Source organism: Thiohalocapsa sp. ML1 (assembly GCF_001469165.1).
Taxonomy (GTDB): domain Bacteria; phylum Pseudomonadota; class Gammaproteobacteria; order Chromatiales; family Chromatiaceae; genus Thiohalocapsa.
In genome coordinates this window covers 49,487-67,381 of record NZ_JABX01000002.1, presented here as the reverse complement: position 1 = coordinate 67,381, position 17,895 = coordinate 49,487, and the positions used below count along the sequence as shown (strand labels likewise).

General features: G+C 70.5%; 20 protein-coding genes, 1 tRNA gene and 1 pseudogene. 12 read left to right on the top strand and 10 right to left on the bottom strand.

Annotation, left to right across the window (positions count from 1 at the left end; genetic code table 11):
- Nucleotides 1-332: 332 nt before the first annotated feature.
- Nucleotides 333-758, top strand: a complete 426-nt coding sequence (locus tag ML01_RS01605) for a CBS domain-containing protein (RefSeq protein ID WP_058553649.1) — start codon at nucleotides 333-335, stop codon at nucleotides 756-758.
- Between the two features lie 120 nt (nucleotides 759-878).
- Here the strand turns inward: ML01_RS01605 and ruvC are convergent, their stop codons facing one another.
- Nucleotides 879-1,415 (bottom strand): crossover junction endodeoxyribonuclease RuvC, encoded by a 537-nt coding sequence (ruvC, locus tag ML01_RS01600; protein ID WP_058553648.1) that lies wholly within the window; start codon nucleotides 1,413-1,415, stop codon nucleotides 879-881.
- Between the two features lie 68 nt (nucleotides 1,416-1,483).
- Nucleotides 1,484-2,236 carry a YebC/PmpR family DNA-binding transcriptional regulator gene (locus ML01_RS01595; protein WP_058553647.1) on the bottom strand — a complete coding sequence of 251 codons (753 nt, stop codon included), beginning with the start codon at nucleotides 2,234-2,236 and terminating at the stop codon, nucleotides 1,484-1,486.
- 311 nt (nucleotides 2,237-2,547) lie between these two features.
- On the opposite strand from ML01_RS01595, the gene ML01_RS01590 reads away from it, so the two are divergent.
- From ML01_RS01590 to ML01_RS01550, 11 genes and pseudogenes are all read left to right on the top strand, one after another.
- Nucleotides 2,548-2,760, top strand: coding sequence for a DNA gyrase inhibitor YacG (locus ML01_RS01590; protein ID WP_058553646.1), 213 nt, complete (start codon nucleotides 2,548-2,550; stop codon nucleotides 2,758-2,760).
- Nucleotides 2,761-2,880: 120 nt separating this feature from the next.
- On the top strand, nucleotides 2,881-3,597 hold the full coding sequence (locus tag ML01_RS01585; protein ID WP_058553645.1) for an SDR family oxidoreductase: 717 nt from the start codon (nucleotides 2,881-2,883) through the stop codon (nucleotides 3,595-3,597).
- A 47-nt stretch (nucleotides 3,598-3,644) separates the two neighbouring features.
- Complete coding sequence (locus ML01_RS28285; RefSeq protein ID WP_156427500.1) at nucleotides 3,645-5,525, top strand: hypothetical protein; 1,881 nt, start codon at nucleotides 3,645-3,647, stop codon at nucleotides 5,523-5,525.
- 97 nt (nucleotides 5,526-5,622) lie between these two features.
- Complete coding sequence (locus tag ML01_RS01575) at nucleotides 5,623-6,567, top strand: aldo/keto reductase (RefSeq protein WP_082673847.1); 945 nt, start codon at nucleotides 5,623-5,625, stop codon at nucleotides 6,565-6,567.
- 15 nt (nucleotides 6,568-6,582) lie between these two features.
- On the top strand, nucleotides 6,583-7,236 hold the full coding sequence (locus ML01_RS01570) for a DUF6064 family protein (protein WP_058553643.1): 654 nt from the start codon (nucleotides 6,583-6,585) through the stop codon (nucleotides 7,234-7,236).
- Nucleotides 7,237-7,341: 105 nt separating this feature from the next.
- Complete coding sequence (locus ML01_RS01565; RefSeq protein ID WP_058553642.1) at nucleotides 7,342-7,611, top strand: type II toxin-antitoxin system Phd/YefM family antitoxin; 270 nt, start codon at nucleotides 7,342-7,344, stop codon at nucleotides 7,609-7,611.
- 36 nt (nucleotides 7,612-7,647) lie between these two features.
- Nucleotides 7,648-7,971 carry a type II toxin-antitoxin system RelE/ParE family toxin gene (locus ML01_RS01560; RefSeq protein WP_058553641.1) on the top strand — a complete coding sequence of 108 codons (324 nt, stop codon included), beginning with the start codon at nucleotides 7,648-7,650 and terminating at the stop codon, nucleotides 7,969-7,971.
- 91 nt (nucleotides 7,972-8,062) lie between these two features.
- Nucleotides 8,063-9,241: an ATP/GTP-binding protein gene (locus ML01_RS01555; RefSeq protein WP_156427499.1), complete on the top strand. Its 1,179-nt coding sequence runs from the start codon at nucleotides 8,063-8,065 to the stop codon at nucleotides 9,239-9,241.
- Nucleotides 9,238-9,738, top strand: a pseudogene (locus tag ML01_RS31225) (DUF3226 domain-containing protein); the annotation flags it as partial. The gene ML01_RS01555 and the pseudogene ML01_RS31225, both read left to right, overlap by 4 nt.
- Complete coding sequence (locus ML01_RS31220; protein ID WP_371258171.1) at nucleotides 9,669-9,893, top strand: DUF3226 domain-containing protein; 225 nt, start codon at nucleotides 9,669-9,671, stop codon at nucleotides 9,891-9,893. The pseudogene ML01_RS31225 and the gene ML01_RS31220, both read left to right, overlap by 70 nt.
- Before the next feature lie 332 nt (nucleotides 9,894-10,225).
- On the top strand, nucleotides 10,226-11,944 hold the full coding sequence (locus tag ML01_RS01550) for a hypothetical protein (protein ID WP_058553639.1): 1,719 nt from the start codon (nucleotides 10,226-10,228) through the stop codon (nucleotides 11,942-11,944).
- Here ML01_RS01550 and ML01_RS01545 read toward each other — a convergent pair.
- From ML01_RS01545 to ribF, 8 genes are all read right to left on the bottom strand, one after another.
- The gene (locus ML01_RS01545; protein ID WP_058553638.1) at nucleotides 11,932-12,294 is read right to left on the bottom strand and encodes a type II toxin-antitoxin system VapC family toxin; all 363 of its coding nucleotides are present in this window, start codon (nucleotides 12,292-12,294) and stop codon (nucleotides 11,932-11,934) included. The two genes, ML01_RS01550 and ML01_RS01545, sit on opposite strands and share 13 nt — an antisense overlap.
- A complete protein-coding gene (locus ML01_RS01540) occupies nucleotides 12,291-12,512 on the bottom strand; it encodes a CopG family transcriptional regulator (protein ID WP_058553637.1) in 222 nt (73 codons plus the stop codon). Before ML01_RS01540 ends, ML01_RS01545 begins: the two co-directional genes overlap by 4 nt.
- Nucleotides 12,513-12,774: 262 nt before the next feature.
- Nucleotides 12,775-13,047 carry an oxidative damage protection protein gene (locus ML01_RS01535; RefSeq protein WP_058553636.1) on the bottom strand — a complete coding sequence of 91 codons (273 nt, stop codon included), beginning with the start codon at nucleotides 13,045-13,047 and terminating at the stop codon, nucleotides 12,775-12,777.
- Nucleotides 13,044-14,228 (bottom strand): A/G-specific adenine glycosylase, encoded by a 1,185-nt coding sequence (gene mutY, locus ML01_RS01530; protein ID WP_371258170.1) that lies wholly within the window; start codon nucleotides 14,226-14,228, stop codon nucleotides 13,044-13,046. Before mutY ends, ML01_RS01535 begins: the two co-directional genes overlap by 4 nt.
- 42 nt (nucleotides 14,229-14,270) lie before the next feature.
- Nucleotides 14,271-16,319: an AsmA-like C-terminal region-containing protein gene (locus ML01_RS01525; protein WP_058553635.1), complete on the bottom strand. Its 2,049-nt coding sequence runs from the start codon at nucleotides 16,317-16,319 to the stop codon at nucleotides 14,271-14,273.
- A 20-nt stretch (nucleotides 16,320-16,339) separates the two neighbouring features.
- The gene (locus tag ML01_RS01520) at nucleotides 16,340-16,651 is read right to left on the bottom strand and encodes a DUF2007 domain-containing protein (RefSeq protein WP_058553634.1); all 312 of its coding nucleotides are present in this window, start codon (nucleotides 16,649-16,651) and stop codon (nucleotides 16,340-16,342) included.
- Between the two features lie 14 nt (nucleotides 16,652-16,665).
- A tRNA-Gly gene (locus ML01_RS01515) sits at nucleotides 16,666-16,739 on the bottom strand.
- Nucleotides 16,740-16,842: 103 nt separating this feature from the next.
- Entirely contained in the window at nucleotides 16,843-17,820 is a 978-nt protein-coding gene (ribF, locus tag ML01_RS01510; protein ID WP_058553633.1) for a bifunctional riboflavin kinase/FAD synthetase, read from the bottom strand.
- Nucleotides 17,821-17,895 lie beyond the last annotated feature (75 nt).

The following is a 17,895-nucleotide window of genomic DNA, read 5'->3' as shown; positions in this document are numbered from 1 at the left end:
TAGCCCCGCACGGCCGGGAAATGCCCCGGTCGGCAGCGATCCGATGCCGGGCGCCGATGGCTGGATCGATCCTGTGGCGCATGCCGAGGGCCAAGGGCCAAGGGCCAAGGAGGACCCCCTCGGCCCTTGGCCCTCGGCCCTTCTGCCTCCAAACGCCCTGTCGTCGTGAAACTTGACGCAACACGCAGTTGGCGCCGTCAAGCATGCCCCCGGGGCATCCTTCTTGCTGCCCCCTGGGGGACCGCGGCGCGGCCCGCAATCGGACCCATCGCGAGCCAGCCGCAACCGACCGCGCCGGATCCCCCGGCGCCCAACCGAAGGGGAGCACAGAGATGCAGGTTAGCCAACAGATGAGTCGAGACGTCCGGGTTGCGACCCCGGACCAGAGCATCAAAGAGGTCGCGCGCCTGATGGCGGACATCGACGCCGGTTTCATGCCCGTCGGCGACAACGACAAGCTCGTCGGCAGCATTACCGACCGCGATATCGCCGTCCGGGCCGTGGCGGCGGGCAAAGGACCGGATACCTTGGTGAAGGACGTCATGACGCAGGACGTGAAGTATTGCTTCGAAGACGAGGACCTGGGGCAGGTCGCCCAGTCGATGTCCGATCAGCGGGTGCGCCGCATGCCGGTGCTCGACCGCAATAAGCGCCTGGTGGGCGTCGTCTCTCTCGGCGACATCGCCGCGGCCGAGCCCGGGCTGGCGGGCGAGACGGCCGAGGCCGTTGCCCAACCCGGTGGTCCCCACCACACCTGAGCGCCGGCCGAGCGGCCCATGGCAGCATCCCGTGCTGCCGCCAGCGTCGATGCGACGCCGGTGGTGCGCTCGTTGGCGAACAGCGAGCCGGCCGCGCCGCCGGTGGCGGCTGTCGTCGGCTCAGGGGCGAAAGTCCCGCCAGCTTGCCGCGGCGCGCTTGCGCTGCGGGATGCCCATGGAATGCGCGTGGCAGAGCGCGATGGCGAGCGCGTCGGCCTCGTCCTCGCCGGGCGTCGCGGGCAGGCTCAGCAGGATGCGCACCATGTGCTGCACCTGGGCCTTGTCGGCGCCGCCGCTGCCGACGACGGCGAGCTTGACGGACTTGGGGCTGTACTCGTGCACGATCACGCCGCCCTTGAGCCCGGCGCAGAGCACGGCACCGCGGGCTTGGCCGATCTTGAGCGCCGCCGTCGGGTCGCGGGCGAAGATGAGCTGCTCGACGGCCATCTCGTTCGGCTTGTGCTCGGCGACCAGCTCGGCGACGCGGTCGAAGATGAGCCCGAGCCGGTCGGGCCATGGCTCCTGACCGACGCGGATGCAGCCGCTGGCGACGGCGCGACTGTGGCGGCCGTCGCTGTCGATGACTGCGTAGCCCGTATTGCGCGAGCCCGGGTCGATGCCGAGGATGCGGTGGCGCAGTGGCGGACTCGGCGGCATTTGGGAAGAAGTACGGAGTACGGAGTACGGAGTAAGAGGTGCGCGCTGCGCAGTCTGCGCCTCAAGCACTAAGCGTCCAGCTCCGCCATGATCTCGTCGGCGATGTCGGCGTTGTGGTAGACCTCCTGCACGTCGTCCAGGTCTTCCAGCATGTCGACCATCTTGAGCAGCTTCTCGGCCGTGTCCCGGTCCAGCTCGGCGCTGGTGGCGGCGTTGAAGGTGACCTCGGACACGCTGGTGTCGAAGCCGGCGGCGGTGAGCCGGTCGCAGATGGTGCTGAAGTCGTCAGGGGCGGTGATGACGTCGAGCGAGCCGTCGTCGTTGACGACGATGTCCTCGGCGCCGGCCTCCAGCGCGGCCTCCATGACCTTGTCCTCGTCGGTGCCGGGCTGGAAGCTGATGATGCCCTGCTTCGTAAACAGGTAGGCCACGGAGCCGTCGGTGCCCAAGTTGCCGCCGAGCTTGGTGAAGGCGTGGCGCACCTCGGCGGCGGTGCGATTGCGGTTGTCGGTCATGCAGTCGACCATAATGGCGACGCCGCCGGGGCCGTAGCCCTCGTAGCGGATCTCCTCGTAGTTGTCGCCGTCCTCGGCGCCGGCGCCGCGCTTGATGGCACGCTCGACGGTGTCGCGCGGCATGTTCTGCGCGAAGGCCTTGTCCATTGCGAGCCGCAGGCGCGGGTTGGCGCCCGGGTCGCTGCCGCCGCCCTCACGCGCGGCGATGGTGACCTCGCGAATCAGCTTGGTCCAGACCTTGCCGCGCTTCTTGTCCTGCGCTGCCTTGCGATGCTTGATGTTGGCCCATTTGCTGTGACCGGCCATGCTGACCTCTGCTGCTCTTTGCTGAACGGTTTGAACGGTTGCCGTTGCCGCCGCCATCCGAGCAAGAACGGCCCGGCGTGCCGGCGGTCTGGAATCAGCCGGGTAGTCTAGCACCGCGGCGCCGGCACCTCGGCACCCGCTGCCGTCGCGTTGGGTCGCCATCGGCAGGTCCCCATTGAAGTCGGCGCGGGGCGCACGGCAGCCCGCTTGATCTGCCGCTCCCGTCGGTTGAGACTGCCCGCCATGGCACCGCAACGGCCGCAGATGCGCATCGACCAGGCCCGATGCGCGGCCCACAACCAGCCGCAGTCATGACCACCATCGTTAAATGCCCCAACTGCCAGCGCCCGGTCCCCTGGGGGCCGGAGTCCAAGTACCGCCCCTTTTGCAGCGAGCGCTGCCGGCTGATCGACTTGGGCGACTGGATCGACGAGACCCACAAGATCTCCGAGCCCCTTGGCGACGCGCCGGGCGGCGACTGGCACGACGCCGGCGATGACGACGGTGGCGAGTGGCGGCATTAGGGAGGGCCGAGGGCCGAGGAAGCCGCCTTGGCCCTTGGCCCTCGGCTCCCGAACGCGGTGGCTGGGCCGTCGCGTTCCGCTGTTTCGTAAGGCTTACAAAGCATTCCCGGTGAGGTAACCATGACCAGCTCTTCCCCTGTCGCCGTCGTCACCGGAGCCTACCGCGGGCTCGGCCTGGAGACCGCCCGCCAGCTCGCGGCCATGGGCCATCGCGTGGTGCTAACGGCGCGGCGCGAGGCGGACGGCCGCGGCGCCGCGGAGCAGCTCGCGGCCGAGGGCGCCGATGTGCGCTTTGCGCCGCTCGACGTGACGGCGGCGGAGTCGATCCGCACGCTCAAGGATCTGCTCGTGCGCGACTACGGGCGGCTCGACGTGCTCGTGAACAATGCCGGCATCTTTCCGGACCCGAGCCCCGGGACGCCCGCCGCGAGCATCTTTGAGGCGGAGCTGGAAACCATCCGCACCGCCTTCGAGACCAACACGCTCGCGGCGCTCAAGCTCTGTCAGCAGCTCATCCCGCTCATGGCGGGGCACGGGCGCGTCGTCAACGTCTCCTCCGGCATGGGCCAGCTCAGCGACATGAACGGCTGCTGCCCCGGCTATCGGCTCTCCAAGGTGGCGCTGAACGCCGTCACGCGCATCTTTGCCGACGAGCTCCAGGGCGCCGGCGTCAAGATCAACTCGGTCTGTCCCGGCTGGGTGCAGACCGACATGGGCGGCCCCAACGCGACGTTGAGCGTCGCCGCGGGCGCGCGCGGCATCGTCTGGGCGGCGACGCTGCCCGACAACGGCCCGAGCGGCGGCTTCTTCCGCCACGGGGAGCCGATCCCCTGGTGACGGTGCCGCCCGGCGCCGGCTGACCCGGCGAGCCCGTGGACACCGCGATGCAGGCTGACACCCCGCTGCGCCGTCTGCTGCCGCTCGCACTCGCCGCGGGCCTCCTCTACGTCGCCGCGCTCGGCCTCACCCGGCTGCCCTGCTGGGTGCTGTTGCCGCTGCTGGTGCCGGTGGCCTGGCTGCTGTGGGCCTACTGGGCGGGCAACGCGCTGTTTGCGCGACGGCTCTGGCTCAGCGGCGTGACGCGCGCCGAGAGCGGGCTGCGGCGCCTGCTCGTGCGCGGCTGGCTGGTGCAGGCGCTTGCGACCGTGCCGGCGGTGCTGTTCGCCGCGCTGCTGCTGGTGCTGACCGCGCTGCTCGGGCCGGAGCACTGGCTCCTGCTCGCGCTCGACGTGCTGCTCCTGTCGCTGCTGATCGGCCCGGTGCAGCGCTGGCTCGGCACCGAGCTGCAGGCGGACAAGGTCGGCACCGTCGCCCGGCGCTGGCCGCTGATGCTGCTCAACCTGGCGCTGCTCGCGGCGGCCTTTCTGGTGCTCGATTTCGCGGTGCTGGGTGGGCCGGACAGCCGCGGGCAGGCCTGGCACGACGTCGCCGAGGCGGCCTTCCGGGACGCGTCCGCGGTGGCTGCCTGCCCGCCCGCCGGCTGGGGCTTGGGCGCCCTGGCGGCAGCGGATGCGCTGGCCTGGCATGCGTCGCTGTTGGTGATCCCGAGCCTGCCGGAGCCGATGCTCAAGCTCGCCGCCTGGGCGCTCTTGCTGTTGCAGACGGGCCTGTTCGCGTGGCTGTTCACGAGCCTCTTGCTCGGCACGCTGGCGCTGGTGGAGCAGCGCCGGCTCGCCACCGCGGGCGCTACGCCGGGCGCGGGCGCCACCGTCTCGACCGCCTTCATCTACACCATCCTCGTGCTCGCGGTGCCCTATCTGTACGCCGCGCACAAGCTCCGCCACTTCGACCCTGCGGCGCTGGCCGAGCAGGCCGAGACCGTCGTCGCCTGGACCAACCCCTGCCGTGCGGACCCGGCGCTCGCAGCCCTATCCGGCGAGCTGGATGCGCGGCTCGGCGTCGCCCGCGCCGACGCGCTGGCCTCCGCGGACCGGCACATCGACGCCGCCTTGGATGACTACTTCGCGCGCGCGGAGCAGGGCGTCGATGCCTACCTCGACTGGTACTTCACCGTGGTCGGTGAGTACCAGCGCCTCGCCGCCGTCGCTGTCAGCGACATGGGCGCGTTCATGGCCGGGCAATTGGAACAGCGGCTGTTCGCGGACACGGACTTCGAGGCCTGGCTCGATGCCACCTTCGCGTCGCTCGACACCGACGCGGACAGGCAGATGGCCGCGCTCGCGGGCGGCTTAGGCGCGCGGCTCGGCAGCGCCGCGGAACAGAACGACTGCACGGTGGAATTGCTCGGCGCGACGGGACTCGCCGGCGCCTTCGCCGACCCGGCCGCGCTCGGGCGCGACCTCGGCCGTGCTGGCAGCGCCGCCGCGGCCGGCGCCGCCGCCGGGGCGGTGACCGCCAAGCTGGTCTCGAAGCAGATGGTAGGCGCGGTCGCCGCCAAGCTCGGCGCGAAGCAGAGCTTCAAGGCCGCCGTCGCGCTCGCCGGCAAGGCGGCGGCGAAGAAGGGCGGCGCGTCCGCGGCCTCCGCGCTCGGCGCCACGGCCCTGTGCGCACCGAGCGGCCCCTGGGCCGTGCTCTGCGGCATCGGCGCCGGCGCCGCCGCCTGGCTGGCCGTGGACAAGGCGATGATCGAGATCGACGAGGCGCGCTTTCGCGAGGAGATGCGCGCGGACCTGCTCGGGGTGCTCGCCGAGCAGCGCGAGGCGCTCGGCACGCTGCTGCGTACCCGACAAGCCGCGGCGGTGGATGCCCGGCTCTGGGCGCTCGCCGAGCGGCTCGGCCGGCGCTACGTGCCGGCGCGGGAGTGAGTCAGCGTCCTTGCGGCCCTGGCGCCCGGGCGGGCACCCCCGCCGCCCGCTGTTGTCTCAAGCCGCACGGTGCCAATCGACACGCGACGAACCAGGCATGAGCACCCCCTGCTTCGACCCCCATCGCCGCCGGCTGCTGCAAGCCGGCGCCGGCCTCATCGCTGCCGCTGCGCTGCCCGGCGCGGCCGCGGCGCAAGCGGCTAGCACCGCTACCGGCCCGCTCTCCAAGCCCATCCCCGGCGCCGGCGAGCAGTTGCCGGCCATTGGCATGGGCACCTGGATCACCTTCAACGTCGGTGCTGACCCCGCCGCGCGCGCGGTGCGCCGGCAGATCCTCGACGCCTTCTTCGCGGCCGGCGGCGGCATGATCGACGCCTCCCCGATGTACGGCTCCGCGGAGGCGGTGCTCGGGCAGACGCTGCCGCCGGACGCGGGGCAGCAGGGGCTTTTCTCCGCCACCAAGGTCTGGACCAACGACGGCGCCGCCGGGCCCGCCGAGATCGAGACCTCCCGAAGCCTCTGGGGCCTGCCGCGCTTCGACCTGCTGCAGATCCACAACCTGCTGGCTTGGGAGGCGCACCTCGACACGCTGCAGGCGATGCGCGCCGCGGGCGAGGTGCGCTACATCGGCATCACCACCTCCCACGGCCGCCGGCACCGGGAGCTGGCGCGGATCATGGAGCAGCAGCCCATCGACTTCGTGCAGCTCACCTACAACGTCGTGGACCGCGAAGTTGAGCAGCGCTTGTTGCCGATTGCCAGCGAGCGCGGCATCGCCGTCATCGCCAACCGCCCATATCGCGGCGGAGAGCTGCCCGAGCGCGCGGCGGGCAAGCCGCTGCCCGGCTGGGGGCGCGAGATCGGCTGCGACACCTGGCCGCAGGCGCTCTTGACCTTCATCGTGTCCCACCCGGCCGTCACCTGCGCCATCCCGGCCACCAGCCGCGTGGACCACATGCAGGAGAACATGGCCGCCGCGCGGGGCCCGCTGCCGGACACGGCGCTGCGCGAGCGTATCGTGCAGGACTTTGCGCGGCTCTGAGCGGGGCGCCCGCCGATGGACTGGCTGACGCTCTACAGCCCGGCGGACCTAGTGCCCTTCTCGCGGGACACCTGGCTCGGGCTCATTGCGCGCTACAACCAAGCGCACCTGCCGGCGGTGCTGGCCGGCATCGGCGCCGGCGTGCTGCTGCTCTGGCTCGCCGCGGGCACCGCCGCGTGGCGGCTGCGCGCGGCGCAGGCGTTGCTTGCCGCCGGCTGGCTATGGGTCGCCTGGGCCTTTCTGTTCCGGGCGCTCGGCGAGCTGCTGTGGGCCGCGCACTGGCTCGCGCTAGGTTTCGCGGCGGAAGGGGCGCTGCTCCTGCTGTCCGCACTGCTGCCGCTGCGGGAAGTAGGCGAGCCGCGGCGCCGGCCCGCCCTCGCCGCCTGGCTGCTGGCCCTGGCGTTGTTCGCACTGCCGTTGGCGCAGGCACTGGCCGGGCAGCCCGTCGGCACGCTCGGCTGGTTCGGCACGGCACCGACGCCAACGGCGCTGGCGACCCTGGCCCTGGTCGCGCTGCTCCCGGCAGCGCGCGCCTGGCTGCTGCTGCCGCTCCCGCTCGCGTGGTGCGTCATCGACTCGGCGATGCTCGGCGTCTTCGCCGACCCGCTCTGGCCGCTGCCCGCCGCGCTGGCTGTTCTGCTGGTGATGCTGCGATTGGCCGTGCGCTGACACCTCGCACGGATCGTATTGGCGGGCATGCGCGCTTGCGAGCGCGGTTCAGAGCACCCGCAACAGGTGCTATTCTTCGCCCAATCCGATCAACGAGGACAACGCATGACCGTTCGCTTCTCCGAAGACGTGGTGCCGCTGAGCGACCTCAAGATCAACCCGGGTCGGGTGATACGCCACAGCGCCGAGGCGCATCGTCCCGTTCTGCTCACCAGCCGCGGGCGCGGTGTCGCGGTGCTCCAGTCCGTCGCCGCCTACGAGCACGCAGCCGAGGAGCGCGAGTTTATGCGCGCCGTGGTTGCGGGCCTCGCCGATCTCGAAGCCGGCCGCGAGGTTACACTGGCCGAAGTCAAGTCGGACCTCGGCATCGATTGACTGCAACGCCCCGCGCCGGCCCCGAGCGTGCACAGGATGCCCAAAGCCAAGGTCACCCTATCCGGCTCCGCCCTGCGCGACCTGCGCGGCATCCGCGCTTGGTACGCGGAAGAAGGCGTAGCGGATGTCGGCACCCGGCTCGTGGCAGACATCCTCACGCATATCGAACAGCTCACGGACCACCCGGACTCAGGCCGTGTCGTCCCCGAGTTCCAACAGCCGTTTCTGCGCGAGCTGATCCATCTGCCCTTTCGCATCGTCTACCGCCATGACCCCGGCCAAGTACGGGTGGTGCGGATCTGGCGCAGCGAGCGCAGGTTGCGACTCCCGCCCGGCGTGGACGATGCGCCCAACCGCTGACCGGGCCGAGCCTTACCTGGACTGCGGTCTCAAGCCCCTGGACCGGCTGAGGCACTTCAGCTCGGCGCCGGACTGACGCAGGAGCCTTTACGTGTCCATTTCGACAGCAATGATTGAATCACTGGAAATCCGGGGTTTCCGCGCGTTTAAGTCTTTCGGGATTCCCGATTTGACGCGGCTGAACCTGCTGGTCGGCCGAAACAACGCCGGCAAGACTTGCGTGCTGGATGCGGTAGAGATTTTGGCCCTCGGTGGGCCGCTCGGCGCCTTACTCAACAGCCCTATTCGTCGAGACGAGTATTACATTCAGCAGTCTACCCACCAGGAGCCACGGCTCGAGATCGAGCTGTCGCATCTGTTTCATGGGCACCGTATCGACGCGGGGAGCTCGTTGGAGATTCTCGCAGAGCGCGATGGTGCGGCCAGTGCAGTCTCGCTCAAGGCAGCGCGCACCTCAACGGCGGATGTGGCCCGCAACGCGTTGGCCGAAGCACTCGGGTTTGAGGCCGCATTCCTTTTGGAGTTGAACAGCCCACTGGAAACCGAACGTCCCCCGCAGCTTCCTGTTACGCCAAAAGGGATCTTCAATATCCCCTTCGGTCATACCGAGTTTTCCCACTGGGCACAGCCTATGCCTTCGGGCATGGCTCGACAGTGGTCCCTGGACCGGCCCAATGTGGCCGATCTGCAAAGGCCACGCGAAAAGGGGGGCGCTCTGTATCTCGGTACAGCTGGGGCGACGCTTGCGGTCCTTTCTCAGATCTGGGAGGGATTCATCGCGCTGACGCCGGAGGAAGATGGCGTGTACGACGCAATGCGGATCATTGAGCCCAGCTTCGAGCGCCTGGTCTTCACCGGCGAAGGCCTAAACACGACTGTGCTCATCAAGCTCAAGGATGCCCGCGGACGGTTGCCGCTTGGCAGCTTGGGCGACGGCATCAAGCGGCTGCTCGGCCTGGCGATCTGCATGGCGCAGGCGCAGGGCGGCGTGCTGCTGATCGACGAGATCGACACCGGCCTGCACTACAGCACCATGGAGTCGATGTGGCGCTTCATCATCGAGGCCAGCCGCAGGCTCGGTGTGCAGGTGTTCGCGACCACCCACAGCGGGGACTGCATTCGCGCGCTGGCGTGGCTGCAAACCGAGCACCCGGAGCTGGCGCAGGACGTATCGGTGCACCGCATCGACAAGGATGCCCCAAGCGCGGTGCGCTACAGCGCCGAGGATATCGAGATAGCGGCCCGCCATCACGTCGAGGTGCGCGGGTGAATCGGCTTAGAATCAGGCCGGAGTCATCGCATCGGCTGATCGTCGAGGGCATCGACGATAAATGGTCGATCATCCAGCTCATGGCGAGGCACGGCTGGGACTGGGACAACCCGCAAGCTCACTATCCGTTCGTCGACAATGCCGGCAGCGATGCCGAGGCACTCGATGCGCTGAGGATCGCCGTTCGCTCGTACCGGCGGGTCGGCATCGTGCTGGATGCGGACTTGAACCCGGCGAATCGCTGGGCGGCCGTATGCGGGCGCATCAGGGATTCGGGATTCTGCCCGCCTCTGCGGCCATCCGCCGACGGCACGGTTATCGAGGCCGACGACGGAAGGCGCGTCGGCGTGTGGATCATGCCCGACAACGAGAATCCCGGGAAATTGGAGGACTTCCTGTCGTTGCTGATTCCCGAGCAGGATGCCTGTTGGCCCCTGTCGACACGCTGCGCAACGGAGGCAAAGGCGGCTGGCGCCCCATTTGCGACCAAGGACCTGATCAAGGCTCAGGCCACACTTGGCTGGCGTGGCAACGCCAGCCAGGCCAGCCCTTCGGTACGGCCATCAAGATGGCGACACTCCGTCATGACTCGGCGCTTGGCAGGCGGTTTGTGGCTTGGATGCGCACGTTGTTCGAGGACGGGCAAGACTGAGCCAACATGCAGAAAAGGCACAGCACCCATGAAGCTCAAGCTCAAGCATCAGCCCTACCAGACCGCGGCCGTAGAAGCAGTCGCGGACTGCTTTGCCGGCCAGCCGCGGGTGACGGGGGTTCGGTATCGGATCGACCCGGGGCGGACTGATGCCGCGGAGCAGGCCGCGGACGGCGGCCGGCACCGGCAGCGCTCGCTGCTCGACGACGCGGGTTTTCGCAACCACGACATCGAGCTCGAGCCGGGGGCGCTGCTGGCCAACCTCCAGGTCGTGCAGCGGGCGGCGCAATTGCCGGTGTCCAAGGCACAATTGCGTCCACCGGCTGGACGCCTTGGATGCCTACAACCAGAAGCTGGTCAAGCGCATCAGCGTCCGCAGCATTGCCGTGCGTGGGCTGCCCGGCACCCAGGCCTATCTCTTCCTGGAAGACATCGAGGTCTCGGCCAAGCGCCCGCCCGTGGCGCGGCTGGAGATCCAGGTGCGCAAGGGCTCCGGGATTCGGCGCGAGGTCCGCAAGGTGGGCCGCAACGACAACCTGTTCGACCTCTCCAGCGGGCTCGATGCCTACAAGGACGGCTTTGTGGTCGCCGACATCGATGCGCGTCTGGACCGCATCAGCTTCGTCAACGGGCGCGAGCTCGGCGTCGGCCAGGCGAGCGGCGACCTGAGCGAGGCCGCGCTACGCCGTATCCAGATTCGGGAGGCCATCCGCGCGCATTTCCAGAAGGAGCGCGCGCTGTTCCACCAGGGCGTCAAGGTGCTGACGCTGTTCTTCATCGACGAGGTGGCCAAGTACCGGCAGTACGGCGATGCGGGCGAGCTGCCGGGCGAGTACGCACAGGCCTTCGAGGAGGAGTACGAGCGGCAGCAGAACGAGGTGCTGGAGCTGGACCTGGAGGATGCGCCCGCCGGGAGCCGACACGGGACCTATCAGCAATGGTTGCGCGGCATCGACATCACCAAGACCCACAACGGCTACTTCTCCATCGACAAGAAGACCAAGCGGCTGGTGGACCCCAGTCTTGCCGCGCGCTCGACGGAGACGGACGACGCCGGCGCCTATGACCTGATCCTGAAGGACAAGGAGCGGCTGTTGTCCTTCGACGAGCCGGTGCGCTTCATCTTTTCGCACTCGGCGCTGCGCGAGGGCTGGGACAACCCGAACGTCTTCGTTATTTGCACACTGAAGCACAGCGACAGCACCGTGTCGCGCCGGCAGGAGGTGGGTCGCGGGCTGCGGCTCGCGGTCAATCAGGCTGGCGAGCGCCTGGATGATCCGACCACGGTGCACGCCATCAACGTGCTGACCGTCGTCGCCAGCGAAAGCTATCAGGACTTCGTGGCCGGGTTGCAGCGCGACATCGGCGAGACCCTGTCGGCGCGGCCGCGGCTGGCGGATGACGACTACTTTATCGGCAAGCTGCTCCGCACCGACGCCGGCGAGGTCCCCGTGACTGCCCGCATGGCGACGCAGATCCAGTTCTGGCTGTTGCAGAACGGCTACTGCGACTTCGACAAGCAGATCCAGCCCGCCTACCACGAGGCGCGCGCCGCCGGCACCTTGGCCCCGCTGCCACCGGAGCTGGCCTCGTTCGGGGAGCAGGTGCTGGCCCTGATGGACGGGCTCTTCAGCGACGCGCAGTTGCCGCAGATCGATGACGACCGCCGCCAGAAGCAGAACCCGGTCAACGGCAACCTGCACAAGCGCGAGTTCCAGGCGCTGTGGCAGCGCATCAACCGCAAGGCCGCCTACACGGTGCAGTTCGACGCCGGCGAGCTGGTAGAGAAAGAGCGTTCCGACCGGTGCCGCGGTCTGCCTCGGCAGCGGGGTCCGGCGGGCCTGCGGGTGCGCGGCACAAGGCGGCAGAGCGGCGAAGAGGCATGCCGAGCCGGAGCCTCGGCACGAGAGATCACGCGGGGTCCAATGCGGCCTGGGCGGGGTAAAGCAGAGCTTCGGCGCAGGCGTCGCGAAGCAGAGCTTCGCGACGAGAAGAACACTGCGCAGATGGAAGTAACTGCACCGGCCCGCGCAGGTCCCTACTCCACGTAGGGTACGCGGATGCCGGGCTGGTCGCCCGGGAAGTCCTTGGTGTTGCGGGTCACGAGCAAAGCGCTGTGCTCCAACGCCGTGGCGCGGATGATGGCGTCGGGGAGCTTGAGCCGGTCCGTCTGCCGAACCTGGACTGCGCGCTCGGCGATGTTGTCGTCGATGCCGATGCGTTCGAAGCGGCGCAGGAACGCCCGTACCAGGGCTGCGTGTTCCGCGCGGGTGCCTGCAAGCACCTCCATCCAACTGATCACGCTGATCATGGGCCGCTCATGACGGCGGATCTCATCGCGTGCGGCGACAAGGCCGTTCAGGTAGTCGATCAGAATGTTGGTGTCGAACAGCGCTCTCACCGCTCCCAGTCCGAGCGCACACGTTCCTGGTATGCGAGTCCATCCTCATCGTGCTGTCGCCAAATGCCGAATGCAGCGTCGTCCGCTGGCGCTTCGAACCGGCGCAGGTACTCCGTCACCGCGCGCCGGATCAGCTCGGCGCGGGACACATCGAGGGACGCCGCCGCAGCCTTCAGCGGCTCGATCTGTTCGTCCGGTAGGTCGATCACGGTCCGCATACTGGCCCCCATGGTGTGGCATCAGATGCCGACATCATACATCGCTTTCTCCGGGGTCCGCTCGGTGCGCCCCCGGCCCGCGGTCACTGCCGCCAACTCCCGGCGCAGCGCCCCGAAGCGCAGAACGCCCGCTCCCAGTGTCCGACAAGCGGACGCTTGCATAGGGTCGTGCACGACCGCCTGCTTGTGCTGGCATTGTGACGGCGGGTGCGCCGAGACATATCCCGGGCCTGGGCGGTCAGTCTTCCTGCTTTTACGGTCTTCAGCTCTTCGGCGGCACGTAGCCCTCAGGCATCGCCGCGCCTTCGCCGAAGAAGTACTTGTCCATCTGCTCTTCCAAGAACTTGCGCGCCTTCGGGTCCATGGGGCTCAGGCGGTTCTCGTTGATGAGCATGGTCTGGTGCTTGAGCCAATCGGCCCAGGCCTGCTTCGAGACGTTGTCGAATACGCGCTTGCCGAGCTCGCCGGGATAGGGCTGGCGGGGCAGGCCTTCGGCCTCTTGGCCGAGCTTTACGCAGTTGACCATTCGCGTCATGGGGTTTCTCCGTTGTCGTGGGGTTCTATGCGCGGACCCGGCCTTGTGAGCAGTGCCGCGACCTCGTCCAAGAGTCGGCCGATGGGCGCCGGCAGGCCGAGGCTGCCCGGCGCGTGCGGTGCGATCCAGGTGGCGTCCGGTTGGTCGGCGAGCAGGGCGGGCGGGGCGGCGAGGTGCAGCAGGGCCGCGTCGATATCGAGATGAAAGTGCGTGAATGAATGCCTGCGGGGCGGCAGCATTTCAAGGCGCGCGAGATCCGCGCCGAGCCGCTGCCGGCACCAATCGGCGGCCAGCTCCGTCAGCCGCGGCGCCGCCGCCGAGTCCGCTTCGGCCAGCGCCGGCGGCACCCAGAGCCCGCCCCAGATGCCCGCGGGCGGTCGGCGCTCCAGCAGCAGCCGGCCGTCCGGCGCCAACGCGAGCGCGAGGCAGGTGCGGCGCACCGGGTGCTCGCGCTTGGGCTTTGGCGCCGGATAGGCCGTTACGGCGCCCTGGTGCAGCGCGAGGCAGTGCACGGCCACCGGGCAGCGACCGCAGGCCGGAGCGCCGCGGGTGCAGAGCGTGGCGCCCAGGTCCATCATCGCCTGGTTGTAGTCGCCGACGCGGGCGGCCGGCGTCAGCGCCTCCGCGTGTTGCCAGAGCGTCGTCAAGACATCATTCCGCCCGGGCCAGCCCGGCACCGCGAAGCAGCGCGCGAGCACCCGCTTGCAGTTGCCGTCCAGGATCGCCGCGCGCTCGCCATGGCCCAGGGAGCGGATCGCGCCCGCGGTGGAGCGGCCGATGCCGGGCAGCGCCGTGAGCGCGGTAAGGTCCGCCGGCAACTCGCCGCCGTGGTGCGCCACGACGAGCTGCGCGGCGCCGTGCAGGTTGCGCGCGCGGGCGTAGTAGCCGAGCCCGGACCACAGATGCAGCACCGCGTCCTGCGGTGCCGCGGCGAGTGCGGCGATGTCCGGGAAGCGCGCCATGAAGCGCTCGAAGTACGGGATGACCACGGCGACTTGGGTCTGCTGGAGCATGATCTCCGAGATCCAGACGCGGTACGGCGTCGCCGGGCGCTGCCAGGGCAGGTCCTTGCGGCCGTGCCTGTCGAACCAGGCGAGGAGGGCGCGGGCGAAGTCCGGCGGCTGCCAGTGCGCGACGGGCAGGGCGGCGAGCAGGTCCGCGGGCGTGGCGGCTTTGTGCACCGGGGGGGCGGGAGGGGGCGCTGCGGAAATCGCCGGCTGCGGCTACAGCCCAAAGAGCCCGCGCAGCCCGCGTTCCAGCCCCTCGACGCCGGTGGCGTCCTCCAGTTGGCGGAACAGGTTGTCGTCGCCCTCCAGGTGGCGGCGGGCGGTGCGGCGCGCGGCCTCGGTGACGGCCGGGGCGACATCGGCGTCGACCTTGGGCGCCGCCACCGGTCCGGCGACGCTGATCGGCACTTGGATGCCGTCCAGCCCCTTCAGGTCCGGGCCGTCCGCCGGCTGCACCAGCGTCGCGGCGAGCTCCGCCGTGACGTTCTCCGTGACGACATCGAGCTCGCCCGTGCCGCCGAGCTGCAACAGCCGCGCGCGGCCGTCGATGTCGTTGCTCCGAAAGACGCCGTTTTCCCCCGTGGCGCTGAGCTGGAGCCGGGAGAAGTCGGCGAGATCGGTGCTGACCGGCAGCCCGACGGTGGCGAGCAGCGGGCCGAACTGCTGCACCGCGCGGTCCACCGCCGCCACGCGCCCGTCGCGCACCTCCGCGCGCAGCGTGCCGGACAGGTCCCGGCGGATTGCCGGCAGGTCCGCGCCGGCGGCGGCGAGCTCCGCGCGCAGGTCCGCGCTGCCCGTGACCGGCGCGACGCCCTGAAGATCGGCCAGCAGCGCGGCCAAATCCACCGCGTCGGCTGCTGCCCGCAGCGTCTGGCGCGGCGGCACACCGGCGTAGACCGCCTGCTCACCGCGGAGCCGTAGCGTGCCGCCGTAGAAGGCGCCAGCGGCGACATCGGCGCTCGTGTGCGTGCCGCGCTGCGTGAGCGTGCCGGTGACGGCGCCATAGCCGAGTCCGCCGGCGCGCAGGCCGTCGGCCGCCAAGTCGATCAGCAGGTCGATGTCCGGCTCGGGCGGCACCGGCGGCACGGGGGCTTGCGGGAAGCTCGCCGGGTCCGCCGCCGCACAGGCCGCGGGCGGCGCGATTGGCTCGGCGGGCGGCTGTCCGGGCGGCGGCGGCGCGAGATAGGCGTCGAGGTCGAGTCCGCCGAGATGCAGCGCGAGCGCCACGCGCGGCGGCGCCGCGAGCTGCACCGTCGCCGCCGCCGCGGCGCGGCCGTCGTCGAGCTGGAGCTGGAGCGGCGCGATGGCGAGCAGGTCGCCGTCGAGCACGAGCTCGGCGTCGGCGCCGACGCAGCGCAAGCTCCCGGCCAGCCCCGGCAGCGGCGCGCGCCAGTGCCGGCCGAGCCAGGCGCGCAGGTCCATCGGCGCCAGTGCGAGCCGGCCCCGGGCCTGCGGCACGACGGTGCCGTCGGCGGCTCGCTCGCTGCCGATGAGTGCGGTGCCGCTGAGCTTGAGCCCGTCCGCGTCGAGCAGCAGCGTTTCGATCCGCCAGCCGCCGGCCGCCTCGCGCTGCACGCCCTCGGCAGAGAGCGCGAAGTCGAGGCCGGCGAGCTCGCCGAGCGCGATCCCGGCACCGGCGAGCCGGAGCGGCGCGATGCTGAGCGCCGGCAGCGTTGTCGTCGCGAGCTCCGCGTCGAGCGTCAGCGTGCCTGCGGGCTCGGACAGCGCCGTCAGCGGCAGGGTCGCGTGGACACGCAGCGGCCCGCTGTCCGCCGCCGGGCGCCAACGGCTCGATGTCGCGAACAGCGGCCAGGCGAGCGGCCGGGCGTCGGGCGGATACTCCTGGCGCAGCTCGCCGCCCCGCACCGCCAGCGCGGGCGGGCGCAGCGCGGCGAGCCAGAGCGGCAGGGCGGCGGCCGGCGGCGGTGCCAGGTCGGCGTCGATGCCGGCGAGGTGCAGCGCCACAGGCTCGGCGCGGGCGAACAGGAGCGCCGGCAGGTCGAGGTCGAGCGCGAGGCTGTCCGCGGTGAGCAGCGCCGGCCCGGCGCCGGCCGGCGGCAGCACCGCGAGCGGCCCGAGCACGGCCCGCGGCGTCGGCAGCAGCCTGAGCTCCCGCACGCTGTCGATGCGCACGGCAAGCCCGCTCGCGGCGCCGATCTCGGCCTCCACGCGGCGCAGCAGCGCGTCGCGATCCACCAAGAGCGGCGCCGCGGCCAGCAGGGCCGTCAGGGAGAGCAGGACGACGGCGACGATAATCAGGGCCATGCGGGCTCCGCGGGGCATGCTCATGGGTGCTCGCCGCCGCAGCGCCAGCAGAGGTCGAAGCTGCCGTCCACCAGCTCGCCGCAGCCGCGGCAGACCCAGGAGGCGGCGTCGTCCCGGCGATGGTCGTCCAGGAAGCCCTGCAGCAGGGTCCGGGCGCGGGGCAGGTCCGCGTCGTGCAGGATCCAGACGCTCGGGTAGATGTCCGCCGGCAGCTCGCCGACGGCGCCCGCGAGATAGTCGCCGAGGATGCTGTTGTCGATGCGTTGCCGGCCGAGGAAGTCGCTCAGCAGCTGCGCCTCGATGCGGTTGCCGGCCTGATAGAGTCGCTGCATGGCGGCGGGGGAGGTGGAGCGGGTGATGGGAATCGAACCCACGCCATCAGCTTGGGAAGCTGAGGTTCTACCATTGAACTACACCCGCGCGGCCTTGGATTGTAGGCGCAGCGGTCGGCGCGGGACAAGCCCGTGACGCAGCCGCGACGGCGCCGTTCGGCGGCGGGCTCGGCACGGCGCGCGTCGCCGGTTCAGTCGATGCCGAGAAAGCTCCGCGCCGCGGCGGCATCGCGGCCGATCTGCTCCTTCAGCGCATCGAAGGACGGAAAGCGCATCTCCTCGCGCAGCTTGAGGCGGAATTCCACCTCCAGGTGGGCGCCGTAGAGGTCGCCCGCGTAGTCGAACAGATGTACCTCCAGGCGCATGTCCTGCCCGTCCACGGTCGGCCGTGAGCCGATGTTTGCGACGCCGGGCCAGAGCGTGGGCCAGGTGCCGCGCCAGGCCGCCGGTCGCGCGCCGGGCAGCCGCCCGCCGTCGAGGTCGCGCACCGTGACGGCGTAGACGCCGCAGAGCGGGCTCGCGCGGCGGTGCAGCGGCAGGTTTGCGGTCGGGAAGCCGATGCTGCGCCCGCGCTTGTCGCCGTGCGCCACGCGCCCGCGCATGGCGTAGCGGCGCCCGAGCAGGTGGTCTGCCTGCGCCAGGTCGCCGCGGGCGAGCGCGTCGCGCACGCGGGTGCTGCTGATGCGCTCCGCGCCGTGGGTGATGGTGTGCAGGTTCTCCACCTCGAAGCCACGCTCGGCGCCCCGCGTGCGCAGCAGCGCGTAGTCGCCGCCGCGGTTGCGGCCGAAGCGGAAGTCGTCCCCCACCAGCAGAAAGCGCACGCCGAGCCCGTGCACCAAGATGTCGTCGATGAAGGCATCCGCCGGCATCGCCGCGAGCTTGGGGCCGAACTCCAGCACCATGACCCGGTCGATGCCGTCGGCGCGGATCGCGGCGAGCTTCTCGCGCAGGCGCGTGAGCCGCGCCGGCGCCGCGTCGGGCTGGAAGACCTCAAGCGGCTGCGGCTCGAACGTGATCACCGTGGCCGGCAGCCCCAGCTCCCGCCCGCGCTGCAAGAGGCGCTGGAAGACGGCGCGATGACCCAAGTGCACGCCATCGAAGTTGCCGATGGTCGCGACCGCGCCGCGGTCGGTCTCGCGCAGGTTGTGCTGGCCCCGAATGAGTCGCATCGCGCCCCAGGCTCGTGGAATATAGGTGCCGGCTGGCGAAGCCGCGGATTATAGATGTGTCGGGCCTGAAGGAAG

Bases quoted from the DNA above. Each gene is read 5' to 3' on its own strand.
- ML01_RS01605 (WP_058553649.1), top strand. From the start codon at position 333: ATGCAGGTTAGCCAACAGATGAGTCGAGACGTCCGGGTTGCGACCCCG.
- ruvC (WP_058553648.1), bottom strand. From the start codon at position 1,415: ATGCCGCCGAGTCCGCCACTGCGCCACCGCATCCTCGGCATCGACCCG.
- ML01_RS01595 (WP_058553647.1), bottom strand. From the start codon at position 2,236: ATGGCCGGTCACAGCAAATGGGCCAACATCAAGCATCGCAAGGCAGCG.
- ML01_RS01590 (WP_058553646.1), top strand. From the start codon at position 2,548: ATGACCACCATCGTTAAATGCCCCAACTGCCAGCGCCCGGTCCCCTGG.
- ML01_RS01585 (WP_058553645.1), top strand. From the start codon at position 2,881: ATGACCAGCTCTTCCCCTGTCGCCGTCGTCACCGGAGCCTACCGCGGG.
- ML01_RS28285 (WP_156427500.1), top strand. From the start codon at position 3,645: ATGCAGGCTGACACCCCGCTGCGCCGTCTGCTGCCGCTCGCACTCGCC.
- ML01_RS01575 (WP_082673847.1), top strand. From the start codon at position 5,623: ATGAGCACCCCCTGCTTCGACCCCCATCGCCGCCGGCTGCTGCAAGCC.
- ML01_RS01570 (WP_058553643.1), top strand. From the start codon at position 6,583: ATGGACTGGCTGACGCTCTACAGCCCGGCGGACCTAGTGCCCTTCTCG.
- ML01_RS01565 (WP_058553642.1), top strand. From the start codon at position 7,342: ATGACCGTTCGCTTCTCCGAAGACGTGGTGCCGCTGAGCGACCTCAAG.
- ML01_RS01560 (WP_058553641.1), top strand. From the start codon at position 7,648: ATGCCCAAAGCCAAGGTCACCCTATCCGGCTCCGCCCTGCGCGACCTG.
- ML01_RS01540 (WP_058553637.1), bottom strand. From the start codon at position 12,512: ATGCGGACCGTGATCGACCTACCGGACGAACAGATCGAGCCGCTGAAG.
- ML01_RS01535 (WP_058553636.1), bottom strand. From the start codon at position 13,047: ATGACGCGAATGGTCAACTGCGTAAAGCTCGGCCAAGAGGCCGAAGGC.
- ML01_RS01525 (WP_058553635.1), bottom strand. From the start codon at position 16,319: ATGGCCCTGATTATCGTCGCCGTCGTCCTGCTCTCCCTGACGGCCCTG.
- ML01_RS01520 (WP_058553634.1), bottom strand. From the start codon at position 16,651: ATGCAGCGACTCTATCAGGCCGGCAACCGCATCGAGGCGCAGCTGCTG.
- ribF (WP_058553633.1), bottom strand. From the start codon at position 17,820: ATGCGACTCATTCGGGGCCAGCACAACCTGCGCGAGACCGACCGCGGC.